Below are 21,369 nucleotides of genomic sequence, written 5' to 3'. Positions count from 1 at the left end.
TTTAACGCCACTTTATCATCTTCATGGCAAGGTATTTGCTACATTTACAAGTATCAATCGACCAAGTTGCTATGAAAAAGCTGGTTTTTGTTCTTATGGGTTTTTTATTGGGAATCAGTGTTTTGCAAGCACAATCCGATCTTCCCACTACCCGTCCCTTAAAGATTGGTGAACGGAACGATTTGGACATCAAGGCCAGCAACCAAGGAACACTTCTTCGCATGCCCTCCGTCCTTGACGAAAACCTTACGGACAAAAATGACAAGCCAGGAGTTAAAATGCTTCCGGACAGAGAACTTTTACAAGCAGGTCACGATATGGTCATTGACCCCAAAGTAGGGGAAAAAGAAAAAAAGAGCTCCAATGAACATTTTGGGGATCAATATCTGGGGGATTTCAAGACCACATCAAAATTTGTGGGCATCGTTTGCCGAGATCACGAATATGTGGATGGGGATCGCATTAAAATCTATCTCAATGGCGATGTGGTGGAATACAATCTTTTGCTTACCGGTTCTTTTAAAGGGATTAATATTGATTTGGTCAAAGGATTCAACCGCATTGAGTTTGAAGCCCTCAACCAAGGCTCTTCAGGCCCCAATACGGCCCAAGTGGTGGTGGCCAATGAAAAGGGTGAAGTCATCCACAACAACCGTTGGAACCTTTCCACCGGTTCACGCGCCAGCTTGATCATCGTCAAGGAAGACGAATGATCATTCCCCAGGCCTGTAAGTCCGTTTAGCCCTTTTTAGCACATCTTCCTTATAGTAAGCAGCATCTTTGAATTCCATATCTGCGTATCGCTGCGCCTGATCGTTGAAGTGGGGTGAATCCGGGTCTCCACTCTGCCCTCCGGCCAACATGGTCTTGGCCTTTACTTTGTCCCCAAATTCCACCGCAGCCACAAAACTGTTGCCACGAGTGCCATAAATTTTCTTGGTATTGTTGTCATATCGCGCACCATACGCCGCCAAAGCTCCCCAACGGCCACTGGCAAAACCAATGGGAATACTGGGTTTCGCATCATCAAAAGGTTGCCGGATATCCCCATTTAAACGTTGGTATCGGTTTACCTCTCCCCAAGGCATTTGCCAAGTGCCAAAATCATTTTTCAACTGATCAAGAGTCTCTTGGAAAAGAGCCAACTTTTCTTCGTTGGGCAAACCATTGCCCCAATATGCTACCCACTGCATGGCATAGCTATCTTTTGGCCTTTCCGCCTTTGCATAGCAAAGCGTCCCATAATAATGGGCCAAGGTCATGGCAATAGATTCTTTGGATGTGGTGAAATCCCATTGACGTAAAACATCGATGGATTCTTTTAATCCCGATATTGGATGGGCATCATAGGCGCGCACCAAACCGGGAATCAAAGCCTCAAATGCAGGTAGGTAGGGGTCATGGGCCAACTGGATAAGACTGTCCAAAGTATACCCGCTTCTATCTGTCAACAGTTCAATGGCGTGAACTCCCCTAAAGTTTTCTTGGTCCCTGGACATGTACTTGGGATAATCTTCCCGTTTTGGACTGAACTCCAATGCCGAAGTATATGGCGTGGAGTTGCAATTCTGGATCCAACCATTCTCCGGGTTCAACACCAAAATATTTTCATCCACCGTATGCAATCCCTGCCAATCGGTTTTGGGATTGCTGCCATCCACGGGTTGGGTAAAGTCAAAAATCGTATCCCGCTTGGGAACAAAGTTCCCATGGAAATAGGCAATATTCCCCTCAGCATCGGCATAGACCGTATTGTTGGACGAATTGGTCCGGATGTCCATCATCTTGCGGAATCCGTCATAACCCTCCTGTTTGGTTCTAATATAGGACTGCTCCAAGGCCTTGACCGGTTCCCACATCATGGCGCTTGCTGTCCATTGGCCATCCACCATATGGGTAATGGGCCCGTGATGGGTGCGGTACATGGGAAAGATTTTCTCCCTCATGGTGTCGCCGTCTTTGTATTTTAAGGTTACCTCCAAAGAATCCACGGGGCGCAATTCCTCCCCGTAGGCATAGAACAACTTGTCGTCATTCTTGACCACAGTTTCCTTGAATTCATCCATGACATCCGTATAGGTTGATGTGTGCATCCATCCGGTTTTTTCATTGAAGCCCTGATACACAAAAAACTGCCCCCAAGTTACCGCGCCGTAGGCATTGAGTCCTTCCTCGCTTACCACATGTACCTCTCCCCTAAAATAGAACGAGGTATGGGGATTGATCAAGAGCATGGCGTTGCCCGATTGCGTCAATTCCCCTGAAATGGCAATCCCGTTGGACCCCTGGGGTTCTGCCATTTCCTTTTCTTGTTGTTGTTTGATCAATTCCATTTCCGGAATTTCCATGCCACTTTCATAAAATACCTTGATCTTTGGGATGGAAATACGTTCAATATCCCCCCCAATGGACCCCTCACTGAAATACATGGGCATCCATGGTTCAAAACGGGTCAATAATCTAGGTTTCACTGCGGGATGGGTATGTAGATAATAGTTGATACCGTCCGCAAAGGCGTTGCACAATTCTTTCAACCATTCGGGACTTTCCCTGTATTTGGCCTTGGCCTCTTCCTCGGTCATGAACAGCTTGGCCCTAAGGTCGCTATACAATGCTTCCTCCCCCTCAACTTCTGCCAAACGGCCCGTGGCCCAGATATAATTCTGCTCCACACGGTTAAAATCGTCCTCACATTGGGCATACAACAGTCCAAAAACAGCATCAGCATCTGTTTTTCCATAAATATGGGGCACCCCAAAATCATCTCTGATGATGGTAATATCGTGGGCCTGTGCTTCCCATTTTTCAATTTCCGATGATGGTTTGGGCGTACAGGAGACCAGAACAAAAAGTACAGATAGAAGGATTGCTCTCATTTTGAGGTAGTTTGTTTATGTTGTGAAAATACAGGAATTCCCATTGATTTACCAACTGCCGCTGGCGCCACCGCCCCCAGAGCTTCCACCGCCGCCTGAAAAACTGCTGGAACTGCCTCCCGAGCCCGAACCAAAGGAATGGCTCCCCGATGAGGAAAAGGTCTTGCTCATGTAGCTGCTATCCGATTTTACCCATGATAGTTTAAAATCTTCTTTCCCTTTGAGCATTATTTTCAACAAAGCCAAAAGTATGGTGAAAACAAAAAAGCCAGGAAGTGCATAATACAACCATGATAGGTTTTCCGTTAGCGGGTCTATGTTGATATTGAGTTCCAGAAACATGGAAAGGAAAAACAGGGGCATCAACATAAAGACCAATCCAAAACCAGCTTGAAGCATCCCAAAGGGAATCATGAAAATCCCCGGTACCAAGCCAAGCTTTCCAATAAAGATTCCCCTGAACATTTCAATAAGTGCCGAATACCCTTTGTAGAAAACAAAACCGCCTGCAAAAACAAAGACAGAGAGAAATAAGATCATTACAATTTTTGCCCAAAGCGGCATGGCATTATCTTCTTCTATCCTTTGTTTATATTCTTCAAGTGCCTCTGGATCAAGCAAAAATCCTATGATCTGATCCGTGGCCAAATCCAATCCTCCAAAATAGTCTTCCTCCTTGAATTTGGGAATCATGGTGTTTCTGATGATGCGTGATGCCACGGCGTCGGTGATATATGGTTCCAAGCCATATCCCACCTCAATGCGCACTTCACGGTCGTTTTTGGAGAACAAAATCAAAATACCGTTGTCCTTATCCTCTTGTCCCAACCGATTCTGGTTGAAGGTGCCATTGGCATACTCCTCGATGGTTTCATACCCTAATTCGTTGATGGTAAGGATCACCAACTGGTTGGTGGTCTCCGACTCAAAACGGTTGAGCTTACTGGTCAAGGAGTTAAGCTGTTCCGGTGTGAAGATTTGGGCACTATCGGTAACTATGGCCCTTATGTCCAAATACGATTGTTGGGCAAAGCCCAAAACCGACACCAAAAGAAAAAAATGGAAAAGTAGCGCCTTTCTCATGTTTTGATACAAGAAAGACTAAAGATAGGGTTTTGTTGCTTTTCAGAATCGGGTCCGCTACAGAATCAATCTTCCGCAGGGGCGAGCTCCACTTTAAGGCCGTCCAGATCTTCGGTAATATGGATTTGGCAACCCAAACGACTGTTGTCCTTCACAAAAAAGGCCTCGGACAACATGGCATCCTCATCATCGGACTTTTCAGGAAGCTGATGGTCCGATTGCACATAGCACTGGCAGGAAGCACACATAGCCATTCCTCCGCAAATCCCTATGGTGCCTTCAGGGGCCAATTCATAGGAACGGACGACTTCCATAAGGTTCATGTTCATGTCTGTGGGCGCATCCACTTCGTGTGCCACACCTTCTCGGTCAGTTATTTTTAGTTTAATGTCGCTCATTCTATTGTTAGGGAATAGGAATTAGGGGTTAGGAATTAGTTTTCATAGATTTAATCAATCCATATAGTAATTTCGAGACTTCATGGGTAATCCCAATTATTTCATCTGCTCTTCCTTTAGCCAACAAATTTAGTTTAACGGAAAGATAAATCATAGATCTTACTTCACTATTCGAACCAAGAGCGTAAAATAAAAATTTGGAAAAGTCGGCGTTGGAACTTCTTTCGAAACCTTCAGCTATGTTGTTGGAAACAGAAACTGAGGCTCTTCTTATTTGATCTCTAAAACCAAAATCCGTACATCTTTCAAACTCTTTGTAAATAAGAACTGCTAGTTCCTGTGCTTTTTGCCAAACAATTAAATCTTCAAACTTCTGAACTGCCATACTAAATCCTATGCACTAATTCCTAACTCCTAGTTAATTGCTTTGACCACGGCTTTAGGGGCTTCTTTTTTGCTTCCGTCAAAACCGGTGACCCCTCCGACCGTTGTATATTTCATTACATATTTTTTGTCAGGGTGGATACGTTGATAGGCACTTTGGCACATTAATGTGGCTTCGTGAAACCCACAAAGAATCAGTTTTAATTTCCCTGGATAGGTATTTACATCGCCAATGGCATAAATTCCTGGCACATTGGTCTGATAATCCAGGGTATTGTCCACCTTAATGGCATTCTTCTCAATTTCGAGTCCCCAATTGGCAATGGGTCCCAATTTTGGGGAAAGTCCAAAGAGTGGAATGAAATTATCCACTTGTACATCCGTTTCTTCTGAAGTATCCGTGTTTTTTACGGTTACCTTCTCCAGTTGGTCCGTGCCATGCAAGGCCACTACCTCTCCTGGGGTAATCAGGTTAATTTTCCCTTGGTTTTTGAGCTGCTGTACTTTTTCCACTGAATCCAACGCTCCTCTAAATTCATTGCGACGGTGTACCAGAGTGACCTCATCGGCTACCTCGGCCAAAAAGATGGACCAGTCCAGTGCGGAATCTCCCCCTCCGGCAATCAATACCTTTTTGTTCCGATAGATTTCAGGTTCTTTGATCATATATGCCACCCCGTTGTCCTCATACTTGGACAAGTTCTCCAACAATGGTTTTCTAGGCTCAAAACTTCCCAATCCACCGGCAATGGCAACTACAGGAGCTTGGTGCCGGGTTCCTTTGTTGGTAGTGACCACAAAAGAGCCATCTTCTTGCTTTTCTATGGTTTCTGCCCGTTCTCCCAAGGTAAATCCGGGTTGAAAGGGTTTGATCTGTTCCATAAGATTGTCCACCAATTCCCCAGCCAATACCTCGGGATAGCCAGGAATATCATAAATGGGTTTCTTCGGGTATATCTCGGCACATTGTCCTCCGGGTTGGGGCAAGGCATCGATCAAATGGCATTTGAGTTGCAATAGGCCCGCTTCAAAAACAGCAAAAAGACCCGTAGGTCCTGCTCCAATAATGAGTATATCGGTCTTAATCATTCAACAAAAATTTTGTGGGATGCAACTTACCACTTGCTTTGGAAAGGATTCATGATTTTTGTCATCTAACTTATGTTGATGACCTCCTCTATCTGAGGAGCGTATTTTTTGATGGTCATTTCCACACCGCTCTTAAGAGTCATTTGGTTAACACTGCATCCAATACAGTTTCCTTCCAAACGCACCTTTACGGAGCTGTCGTTATCTATTGAAATCAATGTAATGTCCCCTCCATCACTCTGAAGGAAAGGTCGGATTTCATCCAACGCTTTTTCTACATTGGTTTTAATCTCTTCTGATGTCATGCTCATTTCTTTTTAACGGCGGCACAACCAGCCATTGTTGTAATTTTTATTGCTTCTGTGGGGGGAAGGTCCGTATTTCTCTTGACCAACTCCTGTACCACATTTTTTGTAAGCCCTTCAAAAGCTTCCTCTGTTGGGGTTGCCGTTTGCAATGCAGCCGGTCTTCCTACATCCCCCGCTTCGCGGATACTCTGAACCAAGGGAATTTCTCCCAAAAAGGGGACTTTTAGGTCTTCCGCCAGATTTTTGGCCCCGTTTTCCCCAAAGATATGGTATTTGTTGTTAGGCAGCTCTGCTGGAGTGAAATAGGCCATATTTTCCACAATTCCCAGAACAGGTACATTGATGGCTTCCTGTTGGAACATGGCCACCCCTTTCCGGGCATCGGCCAATGCGATTTCCTGTGGGGTACTCACCACTACGGCCCCTGTTACGGGCATGGACTGCATAATGCTCAAATGAATATCCCCGGTGCCGGGAGGCAAATCCAACAGCAAAAAGTCCAACTCTCCCCAATGGGCGTCAAAAATCATCTGGTTCAATGCCTTTGCAGCCATGGGTCCGCGCCAAATCACTGCTTGGTTGGGTTCTGTAAAAAATCCTATGGACAATAATTTGACCCCATAATTTTCAACAGGCTTCATTTTGGCCTTGCCGTTGACGTTGACGGACAAGGGCTTTTCTGTGGCCACATCAAACATAATGGGCATGGACGGTCCGTAGATGTCCGTATCCAAAAGCCCTACCTTAAAGCCCATTTTGGCCAAGGTCACCGCCAAGTTTGCGGTTACCGTGGATTTTCCCACACCACCTTTTCCAGAGGCAACGGCGATGATATTCTGGATTCCGGGGATAGGATTTCCCTTTATCTGGTTCACCTTGGGCTTGGCCGGGGCATCAACCTTTAGGTTGACTTTTATCTTGGCCTTTTCATAGACCTCGCTATGGATGATCTTCAAAATCTCCACTTCGGTCTTCTTTTTGGCCTGAAGACTTGGGTTTTTTATGGTCACATCCACCTCTACCTCATCGCCAAACACTTGGACATTGGTCACCCCTCCGCTTTCCACAATATTCTGGCCTTCACCCGGGGCGGATATTTTTTCCAACGCTTTTAGGATATCTGCTTTTTTCAGCTTCATCAATCTTATTTTTTCTGCAGTCGTTTGTATTGATTCTAAATTACAAAGATACGCCTTAGGCATGGATTATTGGAAGTTTGCCCATTGAAAATGAAGATGGTGGGATTGGGATTCACAATAGTTAATTTATCCTAATTTTTGAAAAATTTACAAATATTTACATATCTTTAAAACATTATGATTTATCCTAATTTTTGAAAAATTTACAAATATGTTGGAAAAACCACCAATATTTGAATTGGGTAAAGACCTAAACCTTTCCATCCTTCAATTGATGCTTACACAAAGTGTAACCGTTTTTTCAGATTCAATTTCAAAAATTGAAAGGGAATATCTTTACTGGGACAAAATCAAGCATATAAAGGATGAAAAATTAAACCTAATAAAATCAAATATAGATTCAGATCATTTGTTGTGGTTCATCACAAAATACAGGCGAGATAATCTAAAAAAAACCGAATATCTATTTGGCAATATGATAGATTCAAATTTTGAAATTGAATACTCATACAATGTCAACGAACATCTCCAACAAAAACTCCATTATCTCGACTTTAACTTTGGTGCAGGTATTCAAAAAGAACAGCTTTTATCCGATTTGGACCGACAACAATACTTGAACAATGCCTTAATGGAGGAGTCCATTTTCTCTTCCATGATCGAAGGAGCTACCACCACTAGGGTAAAAGCCAAGGAAATGTTGCGTAAAAACAAAAAGCCCCGCAACAAATCAGAGCAAATGATCCTGAACAATTACGAGGCCATTCAATTTATCAGTGAGCATCAAGACCAAGACCTTTCTTTGGAAAAGTTATTTGAAATCCATCAAATTGTTGTCAAAAATACCTTAGAGGATGAACACATCGGTGTTTTTCGCAACACTGACGATGTCCATGTCATGAATGAGGTAACCGGTGAAATTGTCCACACACCACCAAAGTTTCAAGAATTGGAGCCTTTAATGTTCTCTTTCTGCGAATTTTTTAATTCCAATCCCAAGGAAAATTTCATCCATCCCATTGTAAAAGCCTCCATTCTCCATTTTCTAATCGGTTATATCCATCCTTTCTATGATGGCAATGGCAGGACAGCAAGAGCATTGTTCTATTGGTTCTTATTAAAAAATGGATACTGGTTGACCGAGTATTTGTCCATTTCCAGGGTGATAATGGAAACCAAATCCCAATATGAGAAAGCCTATCTCTACACCGAAGTTGATGAAATGGATGTGAGTTATTTTGTGCATTATCAAGTGAAAGTGCTGACCAAAGCTTTCGAGGATTTAAAAAAATACATCGCCAAGAAGAAAAAAGAACAGAAAAAAATCTCCAAATTCTTTCAGATTGAAAGCATAAATGAAAGACAGGCCCAGATTCTTTTTTGGGTGGAAAGAGATTCAAATCGTTCATTCACGGTCAAGGAAGTTGAAAATATTTTCTCTGTAACCAACCAAACCGCAAGAACAGATTTAGAGAATTTAGTTGACATGCGTTTTTTAAAAAAAATAGCTGTAGATAAGAAATCATCAAATTATTGGAAAGGTGATGACTTTGAAAACTTAATCCCCTAGCTCTTTCCCCGGATCCCAAAAATATTTTTGAAAATCCACAATCTGGTTGTCCTTGACCTGGATGCCTTCGTTTTCCAAAAGCTGCTGCATGAGGTTGGTCCCACCAAAATGGTGTTTTCCGGTTAATACCCCAACTCGGTTCACGACTCTATGGGCAGGCACATCCTTTGCCGAGGAATTGTTCATGGCCCATCCCACCATGCGGGCACTTCGGGCCGCCCCCAAATATTTGGCAATGGCCCCATACGAAGTGACCCTGCCATACGGAATCTGTTGGGCCACTTGGTAGACTTTGTCAAAAAAGTTCTGCTCTTCCATATCAGCGATAAAAAATCCGAATCAAGGTAATCACCAACAACACAAGCATGAGTGCACTCAAAATGTAGTTCGAGTTTTTTGAGAATCGGTTGGTCTTGGTCTCCAACTTATCAAAATAAAAAGTATACAGGTACAGCACCGAAAAGGTACCAGCACCGGCAGCCACAACAAATGTAGTAATGTCCTGGGCCTCGAATTTTATCCATCCAGCTTCGTTCCACATGGCATTGAGTCCGCTGTAGTAGGGGATGGTCAATAAATTCAACGCTGCCAACAACACGCCTTTGTAAAAACTGTTCTTTTTGCTGACTTTTACCTTTTGCATTTTTTTGGTTTTCTTTCTCTTGGCCGTAACAAAAAAGAAAACGGCAAAAAAAGCAAACACCACCAGGGCAATTTTCAACAGAAGGTCTATTACCTCTGGATTTTTATACAAGAACTTGGAAATGAGCACGGCCACATACGCCTGTACCATGATCATTGAGGAAACCCCCAAACTAAAAACAATGCCATTTAATTTTCCTTTTTCCACACTGGTCTTGGCCGCATTCATATTGAGCAACCCTGGCGGCACGGTAGCCATGAAGGCTGCCGAAAACGTGGCAAAAAAGAGGATGATGATATGGGTCATTGGTTAGTTGATCCTAAACTGAATATAGGTAATCGGTTTTCCTGCTTCAAGATACTGATTTTCGTAGAATGTCTGTATCTCCAGAACTTCGGATGGGCTTCCTTCGTTTCGGTACACATCATGGTTGGCATAGCAAATTTCATGCCCCAATCCTTGCAAAAGCCCCAAGGTGTACCCATGCATATATTCACTATCGGTCTTTAAATGGATAATCCCATTGGGCTTCAGAATCTGCTTGTATTTCTCAAGGAACATAGGGTTGGTGAGGCGGTGCTTGGTACGTTTGTACTTAATTTGTGGGTCCGGGAATGTAATCCAGATTTCGTCCACTTCGTTTTCGCCAAAAAGCTGATCTACCAACTCAATTTGGGTCCGCAAAAAGGCCACATGGCCCAATCCATGTTCCAAGGCAGACTTGGCCCCCCGCCAAAACCGGGCTCCTTTGATATCTACCCCAATATAATTTTTGTCCGGGTTGCGTTGGGCCAGACCCACCGTATACTCCCCTTTTCCACAGCCCAATTCCAGGACAATGGGATTATTGTTCTTAAAAAAAGAGTTCCATTTGCCTCTCCATTCAAATCCTTCCAAAACCTCATCCCTTGTGGGTTGTACCACATTGGTAAAAGTTTCGTTTTCCCTAAACCGTTTTAGTTTGTTCTTACTTCCCACCGCTTACAGATTGAGCAATAATTTAATGTTTTGGCAAAACTAAGGAAATCCACAAGCAATATGGATTTTGTTTTTTTGCATTTATGCAAAGTTCCAAACGCATTTTGGTAGCCCCATTGAATTGGGGATTGGGTCATGCCACACGTTGCATCCCCATTATACAGGCTTTGTTGGACCATGGCCATCAGCCTTTTATTGCTTCGGATGGGGTTGCCCTATCCCTTTTACAAAAGGAATTTCCAGGATTGCCCTCATTCGAATTGCCATCCTACAAAATCACCTATGCCGAAAAAGGAAAGAACTTTAAGATCAAAATGATCTGGGATTCACCCAAAGTGCTCAAGGCCATGGCCAAGGAAAAGAAGGCCGTGAAGCAGTTGGTGAAGGAGCATGGACTGGACGGAATCATTTCCGATAACCGATTGGGGGTGTTCTATAAAAGGGTGCCTTGTGTTTTTATCACCCACCAACTCAATGTGCTTTCCGGTAATACCACATGGATGAGCTCCAAGGCCCATCAAAAAATCATAAAGAAATTCAATGCCTGTTGGGTGCCCGATGTGAAGGACAAACCCAACCTTACCGGAAAATTGGGGCACTTGAAAAAATCCAAGTTGAACATTCAGTATCTCGGTCCTTTGAGCCGGTTTGAAAAAAAGGAGAGCCCAATGGTCCATGATCTTATGGTCTTGCTATCCGGTCCGGAGCCGCAAAGAACCTTTTTGGAAGAAAAACTACTGTCCGAACTTCAGGGTTTTGAGGGAAACATACTTTTTGTGAAGGGAAAAATCGAGGAAACCCAGACCCAAGAAGAGCTATCAATCCCAAAAGGCTCCATCTTGCTGTACAATTTTATGCAGTCGCAAGAACTTCAAACTGCCTTGAACCAAAGTGCAAAGGTGTTGTGCCGATCAGGGTATACCACGGTGATGGATTTGGCCAAACTGGAAAAAAAGGCCTTTTTCATTCCAACCCCGGGACAATATGAGCAAGAATATTTGGCCAAGCGACTGGAGAAAAATGGATTGGTTCCCTACAGCCATCAAGAGAACTTTGTATTGGAAGACTTAAACCGGATGGATGAATTCCAAGGGCTGACCCAATTTGAATCTGAACTGGATTATTCGGACTTGTTTTCGGTCTTTTTCTCTAGGGTAAACGAGAATTCGGACCCGATACCTTCTTCGCTTTCCACATAGATTTTCTCACCGTGGGCCTCAATAATATGTTTTACGATGGATAGGCCCAACCCTGAACCTCCCTCGCTACGGCTACCACTTTGGTCCACCCGATAAAACCGCTCAAAAAGCCTGGGGATATGCTGCTTGGGGATACCTCCGCCATTATCCGTAACCCTAATGATGACTTTGTTCTTGATCAGGTTTTCCACACTTACCTCTGTGGTTCCCTTGGGGGAACCGTACTTGATGGAGTTCACCAATAGGTTGCTGATCACTTGTTGTATTTTTTCCCGATCGGCATTGACATAGATGGGATTGGGATATTCCATATCAAAGGTGAGGGTGATTTCTTTCTGGGCCGCTTTCATCTCCAAAAGGTCAAATACATTTTGGATAAGCTCAATAATGTCAAAATTCTCGCGATCCAGTTTTAGCTCCCCTACTTCCAATTTGGTAATCAGGTCCAAATCTTTCACGATATAGATCAAACGTTCTACACCCTTATTGGCGCGTTGCAGGTACTTTTCCCTGATTTTTTTGTCTTTCATGGCCCCATCCAGCAGGGTAAGGATGTAGCCTTGCACGGTAAAAAGGGGGGTTTTTAGTTCATGGGATACGTTGCCTAAAAAATCCTTTCGGTATTCCTCCCTGATCTTTAAGGTATCAATCTCTATCTTCTTGCCTTCGGCAAACTTTTCTATCTCCTCGGTAAGGGTCTTCATATCCGTAGTGACGGGCTTTGAAGAAAAAGAGGAAGATTCCAGCAAAGAGACATCATCGTAGATTTTCTTGATACGCCTGTAGATAAAACGTTCCACCCGGATTTGGAGAACCGCAAAGCAAATCACAAAGCAGCCCAAGGCATAGAACACCGTATACAACCATTGCACCTGTCCTTTTACAAGCTGGAATGCAATTATGGAGGCAGAGGTGAACAGGGTGATAAGAAGGGATGACCTTAAGGCAAACTTATAGGATTTCCGTAATTGAATGGCCATTACAGAACAAACTTATACCCTACCCCCTTAACGGTTTTAAAGTGATGATCGCCTATTTTTTCACGAAGTTTTCTGATGTGCACGTCTATGGTACGTCCTCCAACGACCACTTCATTGCCCCAGACCTTGTCCAAAATGACTTCTCTTTTGAAAACCTTACTGGGCTTGGATGTCAAAAGCGACAACAATTCAAACTCCTTTCTGGGCAGTATGATCTCCTCTCCGTCATTGATGATCTTGTACTCTTCCCTATTGATGACAATATTGCCCACCTTGACAATTTCCTCGAGGTCTTTCTTTTCTTCCTTAAGTCTTCGCAAAAGGGCTTTCACCTTACTCACCAAAACTTTTGGTTTTATGGGTTTGGTAATGTAATCATCCGCACCCGCATCAAAACCTGCCACTTGGGAATAGTCTTCCCCTCTGGCCGTAAGGAATGTGATGATGGTATTTTCCAATCCTTGGGTGTTACGGATTACCTCGCAGGCTTCAATGCCATCCATTTCTGGCATCATAACGTCCATGATGATCAAATGCGGGTTTTTCTTCTTTGCCTTTGCAACGGCCTCCACACCGTTCTTGGCGGTAAAGACCTCATAGCCTTCAGAAGAAAGATTGTAGCTTACAATCTCCAGAATATCAGGCTCATCATCAACAAGTAAAATCTTAATATCCTTAGTTTTCATGGGATGGTATTTCTAAGTTAATCGCCCAAATGTAAAGATAATACTATAATGCCATAAATGCTTAACGTTGATTTAATCCCCTAACATTATTGTAACAGTTTTCCAATAAACACTTAACATACAGCTAACATCGCTTTTACAGGCCGTGGCGTTCTTTGCGCCAAATACTTAGCTGATAATGAAATATTTTTTAATGATTTTTACGCTTGCATGCACCATGCAAGTAGTAGCGCAGCAAACCACAGGAAGTATAGTGGGTAAGCTGACCGACAAAGAGCTCAATGACGAGCCTTTGGCCTTTGCAAATGTACTTATTAAAGGTACCACAATGGGTACCACTTCAGATTTTGATGGCCTCTATGAGATTCCAAGCGTTGAGCCCGGAATTTACACATTGACCTATAGCTATTTGGGCTATGAAACTGTTGAAATTCCAAATGTGGAAGTAATCGCTGGTAAGGTAACCAGTGTAAACGTTCCCATGAGCGCATCTTCCGGATTGGCCTTGGACGAAGTTGTAGTGACCACCGTTGCCCGAAAGGATTCAGAAATTGCATTGCTTTTGGACCAAAAGAGAGCCATTACCTTGGAAACTTCCATTGGAGCCCAGGAATTGGCCAGAAAAGGGGCCAGTGATGCCGCTACGGCCGTCACCAAAGTTACTGGGATTTCCCGGGAAGAAGGTTCCAACAATGTTTATGTAAGAGGTTTGGGAGATCGATTTAACATCACTACCCTCAACGGGCTTCCATTGCCTTCCAACAACACCGCCAAAAAGAACATTGACTTGAGCTTGTTTGGCACCAGCATCATTGAATCCATAGGAATAGACAAGACCTATAATGCACAAAACTATGGTGACTTTGGTGGGGCGAACATCAATATTGTATCCCGCAACTATACCGGTTCCGGTTTCATGGAACTTGGTGTAGGTTCAGGAGTCAATACCGAAGCCATTGGTGTGGATGATTTTTACTTGTTCGACGGGCCAAATTTTACCGGATTTTATGACAAATCCATCCCTAGTGGGGCCTTCAACAACAATTTTGACACCAGTTGGGATCGCGAAAGCAAGAGTACACCCATCAATTCCAATATTTCGCTTAAAGGAGGAGATTCCTTCAATATTGGTGAAAACTCCAAATTGAGCTTCTTTGCCGTTGGTTCATTCAGCAATGGAAACTCTTATAGGGAAGGTGTGAACCGAGGTGCCCCCAACTTGGGGACCGGATTGCCCAATTCTGACTTTGATTATCAAAAATACAGCTACAAAACGGCCACTACCCTTATGGGGAACATTGGGCTTCGTTTAGGCAGTGCCCATGATATTCGATACAACTATTTATTGCTCAACAATACCGAGCAAAAACATGAGGAGTTCTACGGTATTTTGGACAGGGAAGATGATGCGCCCAACGGAGGAGGCTTCATCCAACGGAATACTTTTGAAAAGACCTTGCTTGCGGTGAACCAATTGTTGGGAAGCCACGATGTAAGTGAAAAATTTGAAGTGAACTGGGGCCTAGGGTACAACTATGTACAGAACCTGATTCCAGACCGTCGTCAAAATATTCTTTTACCTTACTCCAACAACGATCCCGAAGGACCTAAATCCTTTAGATTGGTTTCCGCTGCCTCAGCTAACCATAGGTTTTTCCAAGAGCTCCAAGAAGAAGAAGTCTCTGCAAATATTTCAACTTCCTTCAAATTCAAGAAAAATGAGGATGACGGATTTGACGGAAAACTTACTGTGGGATACAACGGTCGCTTAAAAAATGTTGCTTTTGATGCCACCCAGTTCAACTACCAAATATTGAACGTGGCCAACCAACCCTTCGTTGACCCATACAACATCGATGCGTATTTTGATGAATATGGTCCCAACTCCGGTTTTTGGCAAATACGGACTTTTAGGGGAACAGCTTCCACGGAAGGAGCCCTTGATCCACAGACCTATGGTGGGGAACAGCAGATCCATGCAGGATATTTGACCTTGGAATACAAGTTCTCTCCAAAATTCACCCTGTTTGCCGGCGCAAGGGGTGAGCAAATCACCCAGAACATTGACTGGAGTACCGTTATCCAAGGCGATGACAGCAGCGAATTGGACACCTTTGAGTTCTTGCCTTCGCTAGCATTCAAATATGAGTTGAACGAAAAGCAAAACCTAAGATTTGCGGCCAGTAAGACCTATACGTTACCACAATTCAAGGAACGGGCACCCTTCCTTTTCCAGGAAGAAATCAACCAAGATACACAAGGTAACCCTGCCTTACAGAACTCCACCAATTACAACTTTGACCTTCGATGGGAATTGTTCCCTTCTTCAAGCGAATTGGTATCCTTTGCCGTATTTGGGAAGTATATTGAAAACCCCATCAACACTTTCTTGATCGTATCGGCCGCCAACAATTTAAGTTATGCCAATACCGGCGACCATGCCACGGCCTTTGGTGCTGAGTTGGAAGTAAAACTGGACGTCATAGAAAACGAAAGGGAAACCGCCGAAAGTATATTGACCGACAGGCTATCCATTGGTGGTAACGTTTCCTACTTGAACACCAATCAAGAATTGGACTACCAAAAAGTTTCGGAAGAAACCATGTTTGCCGCTGCGTTCACCAATACCAAAGCGCCACTGCAAGGAGCATCTGACTTTATTTTCAATCTCGATGCCAGTTACTACACGGAGTTTTCCGAGAATAGAAACCTGAGATCTACAGTTGCGGCCAACTATTTCTCTGACCGTATTTACGCTTTGGGAAGTACCGGTAGAGGGCATTTGGTAGACAAAGGTTTTGTGACCCTTGATTGGATTACCGCAGTTGAACTTGGGGACCACTTTGGCATTGGACTGAACATGAGAAACCTCCTAAACCCAACCGTTGAAAGGGTAAACGAGAACGCTGAAGGGGATTTGGATACCGAAAACCCAGCCATTCCTGGCTTTTTGGAAAATGGTCCAGTGACCGCTTTATCATATAAAAAAGGGGTTGACTTTAGTCTATCCTTGACCTATAAATTCTAATCATACTGAATTTCAACCTTTAAAATGAATATTAATCTGAATATTTAAATCTAAAACCTCAACTATGAAAAAATCACTTTTAAAATTTGTCCTAAGCTTCGCTGCAGCGGCTTTGGTGGTCTCTTGCATGAGCGACGACAATGGCCCTGCTCCCGATCCAGACCCAGTAGCCACCTGTTCGGATGGTATTCAAAATGGGGATGAAACCGGAGTTGACTGCGGGGGATCTTGTACTGCCTGCGTTGAGCCGCCCGTTGAACTTTCAGGCGAAGTAACCGAAGACACCGAATTGGATGCTTCCAAAGAATATACCCTAACAGGTTCTTACATTGTAAAAGCAGGTGCCTCGTTGACCATTCCTGCCGGTACAACCATCAAGGCTTCTGGAGGTACTGCTGCTTTCATTGGTGTTGAAAGAGGTGCCCAGATTTTCATCAACGGTACTGCTGCCGCTCCTGTTATCATGACTTCAGATGCTACTAGCCCGGCACAAGGTGATTGGGGTGGATTGGTAATTGCCGGTGATGCCCCTACCAACAAAGGTGAAGACGTACTTTCTGAAGTAGGTGACCTTACCTATGGTGGTTCTACTGCCGATGACGATTCTGGTTCCATTACTTACCTACGTGTTGAATATACTGGTGCCACATTCTCCAATGACAAAGAGTTCAACGGAGTTTCTTTGTTCGGTGTTGGTTCTGGGACTACTTTCGAGTACGTTCAGTCTTTCAACGGTGGTGATGACGGTATCGAGTTCTTCGGTGGTACTGTAGATGGCAACTACTTGGTGTCCATCGGAAGTGGTGATGACTCCATCGACTTTGCTGATGGATGGACAGGTTCTGGTAGCAACTGGTACATTGCCGCTGGTGCCAAAGCCGGTATTGAAGGTTCCAACAACGGTGACAACGGTGATGCCACTCCTGTGACCACAACTACCTTGAGCAATATTACCGTGGTGGGCCCTGTTACCGAAGGTGCCCTCTTCTTTAAAGAAGGTGGTGGTAACTTTACCATCGATAACTTTTATGCCTCTGATATTGACCTTGCCATTCATGTAACCGATGGCGATACTCCTGCCGCCACGCGTATAGAAAATGGCGATTTGGCCATCACCAACATTCAGTTTGCCGATCCTGCAACCGGTTTCGAGGCAACAGATTATACTGGTCTTAACCAAGCATTCTACACTGAAGGTGTTGCCACAGGCGCTGGTAACGGTGCCGCATCCCCTGATTGGGCTGCTGGCTGGACCACAGGTTTGGAAAACAGCGCTTCCTCAAGCGAAAACTTGGCCGGTGAAATCACTGGTGATGTGGAATTGAGCGCTTCTGTAGAATACTTCTTAACCAGCGGATTGATCGTTAAAGCTGGTGGTTCTTTGACCATTCCTGCCGGTACTACTATCAAAGCCTCTGGCGGTACGGCTGCATTCATTGGTGTTGAAAGAGGTGCACAGATCTTTATCAACGGTACTGCCGCTGCTCCTGTAGTAATGACTTCTTCCAGCGAAACTCCCGCACAAGGTGATTGGGGTGGGTTGGTTATTGCCGGTGATGCCCCTACCAACAAAGGGGACAATGTCCTTTCTGAAGTAGGTGACCTTACTTATGGTGGAAACACTTCCGATGATGACTCTGGTTCTATTACCTACCTTAGAGTGGAGTATACTGGTGCCACTTTCTCCAATGAAAAAGAATTCAACGGGGTTTCTTTGTTCGGTGTTGGTTCCGGAACTACTTTCGAGTATGTTCAGTCTTACAACGGTGGTGATGATGGTATCGAGTTCTTCGGTGGTACTGTAAACGGAAACTACTTGGTATCCATAGGCAGTGGTGATGATTCCATTGACTTTGCTGACGGATGGACCGGTAACGGTAGCAACTGGTATATTGCCGGTGGTGCCAAAGCTGGTATTGAAGGTTCCAATAATGGTGATGATGGTGATGCCACTCCTGTGACCACTACCACTTTGAGCAACATCACTGTAGTTGGTCCTGTTACTGAAGGTGCATTGTTCTTCAAAGAAGGAGGTGGTAACTTTACTATCACCAATTTCTACACCAGTGGTGTTGATTTGGGTGTAAATGTAACTGGCACGGATGCCGAAGCCGCGGTTCGTATTGAGGCAGATGCACTATCCATTACCCCAATCCAGTTTGATGCTCCTGCCATGGGACTTGTAAACACCAACTATGCTGGTGCAAACCAGGATTTCTATACTGTAGGTGACAATACTGGTGCTGGTAACGGTGCTGGTGAACCCGATTGGGCTGCAGGTTGGACTGTAGGTATTGAATAATCACATAGATTTTCTATATTATATTAAGAGCCCCACGATCGTGGGGCTCTTTTTTTGCATTTCATCGAAAAAAGAAATACAATTCGTTGAACGGCCCCACCATCGCGGACATATTTTTTTATATTTGTGGCACAGCCTTTGTTATCAATACTTTATGAAGCACTTTTACCTTGTCATTTTCTTTTTTGTCTGTACGCTTGGTTTTTCGCAAGAAACTACCTCAAGTTCGGATATTGATGGGTTTAAGCTGTATCCAAATCCCGTGACCCAAGGCAAGGTTTTTATAGAGACAAAGGACAATTCCCCCAAACAGATTTACATTTTTGATGTATTGGGCACACAAGTGCTCCAAACCACCATTTTGGGCAAGGAACTCAATATTTCCCGTTTGGGCAAAGGTGTTTATATTTTACGGGTTTTGGAAAACAACAAAGTGGCCACCAGAAAGCTTATTGTCAAGTAGTTTGGGCTTTTTCGCCACATTAAAGGCACCATAAACCACAACTTTTATCCTTTTACCTACAGAAACTCCCATTTCACAACATTTTGTGGCCCTTCCCTACTGATTTACATACTTTTACATTGCATAGACCCCAAATCAGCATTCATGAAGAAACTCTACTTTGTTCTCATTATGGCTTTACCTATATTCACCTACGGTCAAGAGTTGGTCAGTGTAAACACTGAGCCCCTACAAGAGCTTACGGGTTTTAAAATGTACCCCAATCCTGCTTATGGCGAAGAAGTGTACATCACTACCGAATCCAATGGAACCAAACAGATAAAGGTATTCGATGTTTTTGGTGAGGTTGTCCTAACCGATCGGATAACCACCAATACCTTGGACATCTCCCGACTGGTACCTGGAGTCTACGTGCTCCAAGTGACCGAACAGAAAAAGACCATGACCCGAAAGCTGGTCGTGAAGTAAAAAACATATCTTAAAAGCCCCACTCTTACGGTGGGGCTTTTTTATTTTTGGGTACTTTTACGGCCCAATGGACAACACGGACATTCAACAGCTATTTTCCATCCAAAATTCCAACGAATTTGATTCCTTGGCCATGGAAATATTCCGTTTTCAGTACAGCGCCAATGCCATTTATGGAACGTATTGCGATCACTTGGGAAAAAGCCCTTCCAATGTTGCCCACCCGTTGGAGATCCCATTTTTGCCCATTGAGTTTTTCAAATTGAAAACCGTTGTCTCCACCCCAAAGAAACCAGAGGCCATTTTTGAGAGCAGTGGTACCACCCAAAACACAACAAGTAAACATTATGTGGCCAACCTAAGCTTATATGAACGTAGCTTCATGGAAGCCTTTACCTTGTTTTATGGCCCTGTGGAAGAATTATGTGTTCTGGCCCTATTACCTTCTTATTTGGAGCGCTCCGGATCATCTTTGGTCTACATGGTCAATGAGCTGGTATCCCGTTCACAACATCCCAACAGTGGATTTTATCTGTACAATCTTCAAGACCTCCATCAAAAACTGAAAGCACAGGAGGCTTCTGGCTCCAAAACCTTATTGATCGGCGTCTCTTTTGCCTTGCTGGATTTGGCCGAGCAATTTCCCATACCCTTAAAACATACCACCATTATGGAAACTGGTGGAATGAAAGGGCGTCGTAAGGAATTGATTCGCGCCGAACTGCACGACATCTTAAAAAGTGCCTTTGGGGTTCCCAACATACATTCAGAATATGGCATGACGGAACTTTTGTCCCAAGCCTATTCCCAAGGCAACGGCATTTTCAGGACTCCACCATGGATGAAAGTCCTGACCCGCGACACGGAAGACCCCTTGAGCCTTCAATCCCATGGAAAAACAGGCGGCATAAACCTTATTGATCTGGCCAACATCCATTCCTGCTCCTTCATTGCTACACAGGACTTGGGAAAAACCTATGCCAATGGATCTTTTGAAATTCTGGGTAGGTTTGATAATTCAGACATACGGGGGTGTAATTTAATGGCACTTTAAGGCTGTATAGGACAAATTCTTTCAATCCACACACTAAACAACACGATTTGTATATTTAATCCGCTCATTTTGTGTTTTTTACATATCTTAAAGGGTAATCAACAAACTACTATTATGGATAGAAATGCTTTTTTAAAAAGAGGTGCTCTTTCGGTTGCGGCATTGACATCATTGCCCTCTTTGGCCCATTTTTCGAAAGAATTGGACAAAGAAGTCAATCCCTTGACACCAAAAATTGTTCGCAGCAATGAAGGTAAAAAAGTGAATGTCATTGGAGATCAACAAACCTTTAAATTGACCGGGGATGACACCAATGGCATGTTCACATTGATTGAGGAAGTGAATCCTCCCGGCACCATGATCCCACCACATGTACATACCAACGAAGATGAAATCTTTAAAGTTTTGGATGGAGAACTTGAGGTTACAGTTGGGGAACAAACCACCATTTTAAAGGCAGGTGACCTTGCTTTTGCCCCAAAAAATGTGCCCCATACTTGGAAAGTAGTGGGTAATCAAGATTGTCGAACCATTTTAAGTGTTTTTCCAGCCGGACTGGAGCATATGTTCGAAGAATTGGGGAAACTGCCCCCAGGACCACCGGACTTTGCCAAAGTGAGTGAAATCTGTGGCCGTTACGGAATTTCCTTCATCGCCTAATAACAAGGGCCATCTTAAGATGGCCCTTGTTATTTATTCCACTACCAGAACAAAGTAATTT

At 43.9% G+C, this 21,369-nt stretch carries 21 protein-coding genes; 9 read left to right on the top strand and 12 right to left on the bottom strand.

Annotated features, from left to right (window positions below):
- The first annotated feature begins 71 nt into the window (after nucleotides 1-71).
- Nucleotides 72-713 (top strand): hypothetical protein, encoded by a 642-nt coding sequence (locus tag ACPD8L_RS12720; RefSeq protein WP_116216326.1) that lies wholly within the window; start codon nucleotides 72-74, stop codon nucleotides 711-713.
- Here the strand turns inward: ACPD8L_RS12720 and ACPD8L_RS12715 are convergent, their stop codons facing one another.
- The 7 genes from ACPD8L_RS12715 to ACPD8L_RS12685 form a co-directional block, all read right to left on the bottom strand.
- Nucleotides 714-2,876 (bottom strand): acylase, encoded by a 2,163-nt coding sequence (locus tag ACPD8L_RS12715; RefSeq protein WP_423943654.1) that lies wholly within the window; start codon nucleotides 2,874-2,876, stop codon nucleotides 714-716. It lies immediately after the preceding gene.
- Between the two features lie 48 nt (nucleotides 2,877-2,924).
- A complete protein-coding gene (locus tag ACPD8L_RS12710) occupies nucleotides 2,925-3,959 on the bottom strand; it encodes a TPM domain-containing protein (protein ID WP_116216328.1) in 1,035 nt (344 codons plus the stop codon).
- 65 nt (nucleotides 3,960-4,024) lie between these two features.
- Nucleotides 4,025-4,357 carry a 2Fe-2S iron-sulfur cluster-binding family protein gene (locus ACPD8L_RS12705; RefSeq protein WP_421810210.1) on the bottom strand — a complete coding sequence of 111 codons (333 nt, stop codon included), beginning with the start codon at nucleotides 4,355-4,357 and terminating at the stop codon, nucleotides 4,025-4,027.
- 28 nt (nucleotides 4,358-4,385) lie between these two features.
- The gene (locus ACPD8L_RS12700; protein ID WP_421810211.1) at nucleotides 4,386-4,742 is read right to left on the bottom strand and encodes a four helix bundle protein; all 357 of its coding nucleotides are present in this window, start codon (nucleotides 4,740-4,742) and stop codon (nucleotides 4,386-4,388) included.
- A 29-nt stretch (nucleotides 4,743-4,771) separates the two neighbouring features.
- Entirely contained in the window at nucleotides 4,772-5,830 is a 1,059-nt protein-coding gene (locus ACPD8L_RS12695; protein ID WP_423943652.1) for an NAD(P)/FAD-dependent oxidoreductase, read from the bottom strand.
- Nucleotides 5,831-5,895: 65 nt separating this feature from the next.
- Nucleotides 5,896-6,135 (bottom strand): NifU family protein, encoded by a 240-nt coding sequence (locus ACPD8L_RS12690; RefSeq protein ID WP_116217572.1) that lies wholly within the window; start codon nucleotides 6,133-6,135, stop codon nucleotides 5,896-5,898.
- A 2-nt stretch (nucleotides 6,136-6,137) separates the two neighbouring features.
- Nucleotides 6,138-7,277 carry an Mrp/NBP35 family ATP-binding protein gene (locus ACPD8L_RS12685; RefSeq protein WP_293304232.1) on the bottom strand — a complete coding sequence of 380 codons (1,140 nt, stop codon included), beginning with the start codon at nucleotides 7,275-7,277 and terminating at the stop codon, nucleotides 6,138-6,140.
- A gap of 475 nt (nucleotides 7,278-7,752) precedes the next feature.
- On the opposite strand from ACPD8L_RS12685, the gene ACPD8L_RS12680 reads away from it, so the two are divergent.
- A complete protein-coding gene (locus ACPD8L_RS12680; RefSeq protein WP_421810213.1) occupies nucleotides 7,753-8,847 on the top strand; it encodes a Fic family protein in 1,095 nt (364 codons plus the stop codon).
- On the opposite strand, the gene ACPD8L_RS12675 is transcribed toward ACPD8L_RS12680, so the two are convergent.
- From ACPD8L_RS12675 to trmB, 3 genes are read right to left on the bottom strand one after another with little or no spacing between them, the layout of a single operon-like run.
- Complete coding sequence (locus ACPD8L_RS12675) at nucleotides 8,836-9,165, bottom strand: MGMT family protein (protein WP_293304230.1); 330 nt, start codon at nucleotides 9,163-9,165, stop codon at nucleotides 8,836-8,838. The two genes, ACPD8L_RS12680 and ACPD8L_RS12675, sit on opposite strands and share 12 nt — an antisense overlap.
- A 1-nt stretch (nucleotide 9,166) precedes the next feature.
- Nucleotides 9,167-9,796: a LysE family transporter gene (locus ACPD8L_RS12670; RefSeq protein ID WP_116216333.1), complete on the bottom strand. Its 630-nt coding sequence runs from the start codon at nucleotides 9,794-9,796 to the stop codon at nucleotides 9,167-9,169.
- Between the two features lie 3 nt (nucleotides 9,797-9,799).
- On the bottom strand, nucleotides 9,800-10,468 hold the full coding sequence (gene trmB / locus ACPD8L_RS12665) for a tRNA (guanosine(46)-N7)-methyltransferase TrmB (protein ID WP_293304229.1): 669 nt from the start codon (nucleotides 10,466-10,468) through the stop codon (nucleotides 9,800-9,802).
- An 83-nt stretch (nucleotides 10,469-10,551) separates the two neighbouring features.
- Here trmB and ACPD8L_RS12660 point away from each other — a divergent pair, with 83 nt between their 5' ends.
- The gene (locus ACPD8L_RS12660; RefSeq protein WP_421810214.1) at nucleotides 10,552-11,667 is read left to right on the top strand and encodes a glycosyltransferase; all 1,116 of its coding nucleotides are present in this window, start codon (nucleotides 10,552-10,554) and stop codon (nucleotides 11,665-11,667) included.
- Here the strand turns inward: ACPD8L_RS12660 and ACPD8L_RS12655 are convergent.
- The gene (locus ACPD8L_RS12655) at nucleotides 11,589-12,647 is read right to left on the bottom strand and encodes a sensor histidine kinase (RefSeq protein ID WP_116216336.1); all 1,059 of its coding nucleotides are present in this window, start codon (nucleotides 12,645-12,647) and stop codon (nucleotides 11,589-11,591) included. The genes ACPD8L_RS12660 and ACPD8L_RS12655 overlap by 79 nt on opposite strands.
- Complete coding sequence (locus tag ACPD8L_RS12650; protein ID WP_423943649.1) at nucleotides 12,647-13,333, bottom strand: response regulator transcription factor; 687 nt, start codon at nucleotides 13,331-13,333, stop codon at nucleotides 12,647-12,649. The genes ACPD8L_RS12655 and ACPD8L_RS12650 overlap by 1 nt, the downstream gene beginning before the upstream one ends.
- A 193-nt stretch (nucleotides 13,334-13,526) precedes the next feature.
- Here ACPD8L_RS12650 and ACPD8L_RS12645 point away from each other — a divergent pair, with 193 nt between their 5' ends.
- From ACPD8L_RS12645 to ACPD8L_RS12620, 6 genes are all read left to right on the top strand, one after another.
- Entirely contained in the window at nucleotides 13,527-16,361 is a 2,835-nt protein-coding gene (locus tag ACPD8L_RS12645; protein ID WP_293304222.1) for a TonB-dependent receptor domain-containing protein, read from the top strand.
- A gap of 64 nt (nucleotides 16,362-16,425) precedes the next feature.
- Nucleotides 16,426-18,663 (top strand): beta strand repeat-containing protein, encoded by a 2,238-nt coding sequence (locus tag ACPD8L_RS12640; protein ID WP_423943647.1) that lies wholly within the window; start codon nucleotides 16,426-16,428, stop codon nucleotides 18,661-18,663.
- A gap of 154 nt (nucleotides 18,664-18,817) precedes the next feature.
- Nucleotides 18,818-19,126: a T9SS type A sorting domain-containing protein gene (locus ACPD8L_RS12635; protein WP_116216339.1), complete on the top strand. Its 309-nt coding sequence runs from the start codon at nucleotides 18,818-18,820 to the stop codon at nucleotides 19,124-19,126.
- A gap of 144 nt (nucleotides 19,127-19,270) precedes the next feature.
- On the top strand, nucleotides 19,271-19,594 hold the full coding sequence (locus ACPD8L_RS12630) for a T9SS type A sorting domain-containing protein (RefSeq protein WP_116216340.1): 324 nt from the start codon (nucleotides 19,271-19,273) through the stop codon (nucleotides 19,592-19,594).
- A 67-nt stretch (nucleotides 19,595-19,661) separates the two neighbouring features.
- Nucleotides 19,662-20,648 carry a long-chain-fatty-acid--protein ligase gene (locus ACPD8L_RS12625; protein ID WP_421810216.1) on the top strand — a complete coding sequence of 329 codons (987 nt, stop codon included), beginning with the start codon at nucleotides 19,662-19,664 and terminating at the stop codon, nucleotides 20,646-20,648.
- A gap of 114 nt (nucleotides 20,649-20,762) precedes the next feature.
- Complete coding sequence (locus tag ACPD8L_RS12620) at nucleotides 20,763-21,308, top strand: quercetin 2,3-dioxygenase (protein WP_421810217.1); 546 nt, start codon at nucleotides 20,763-20,765, stop codon at nucleotides 21,306-21,308.
- Nucleotides 21,309-21,369: the final 61 nt, after the last annotated feature.

The organism is Flagellimonas algicida (assembly GCF_049629585.1).
Taxonomy (GTDB): Bacteria; Bacteroidota; Bacteroidia; order Flavobacteriales; family Flavobacteriaceae; genus Flagellimonas.
This window is presented reverse-complemented; position numbering and strand designations above follow the sequence as displayed.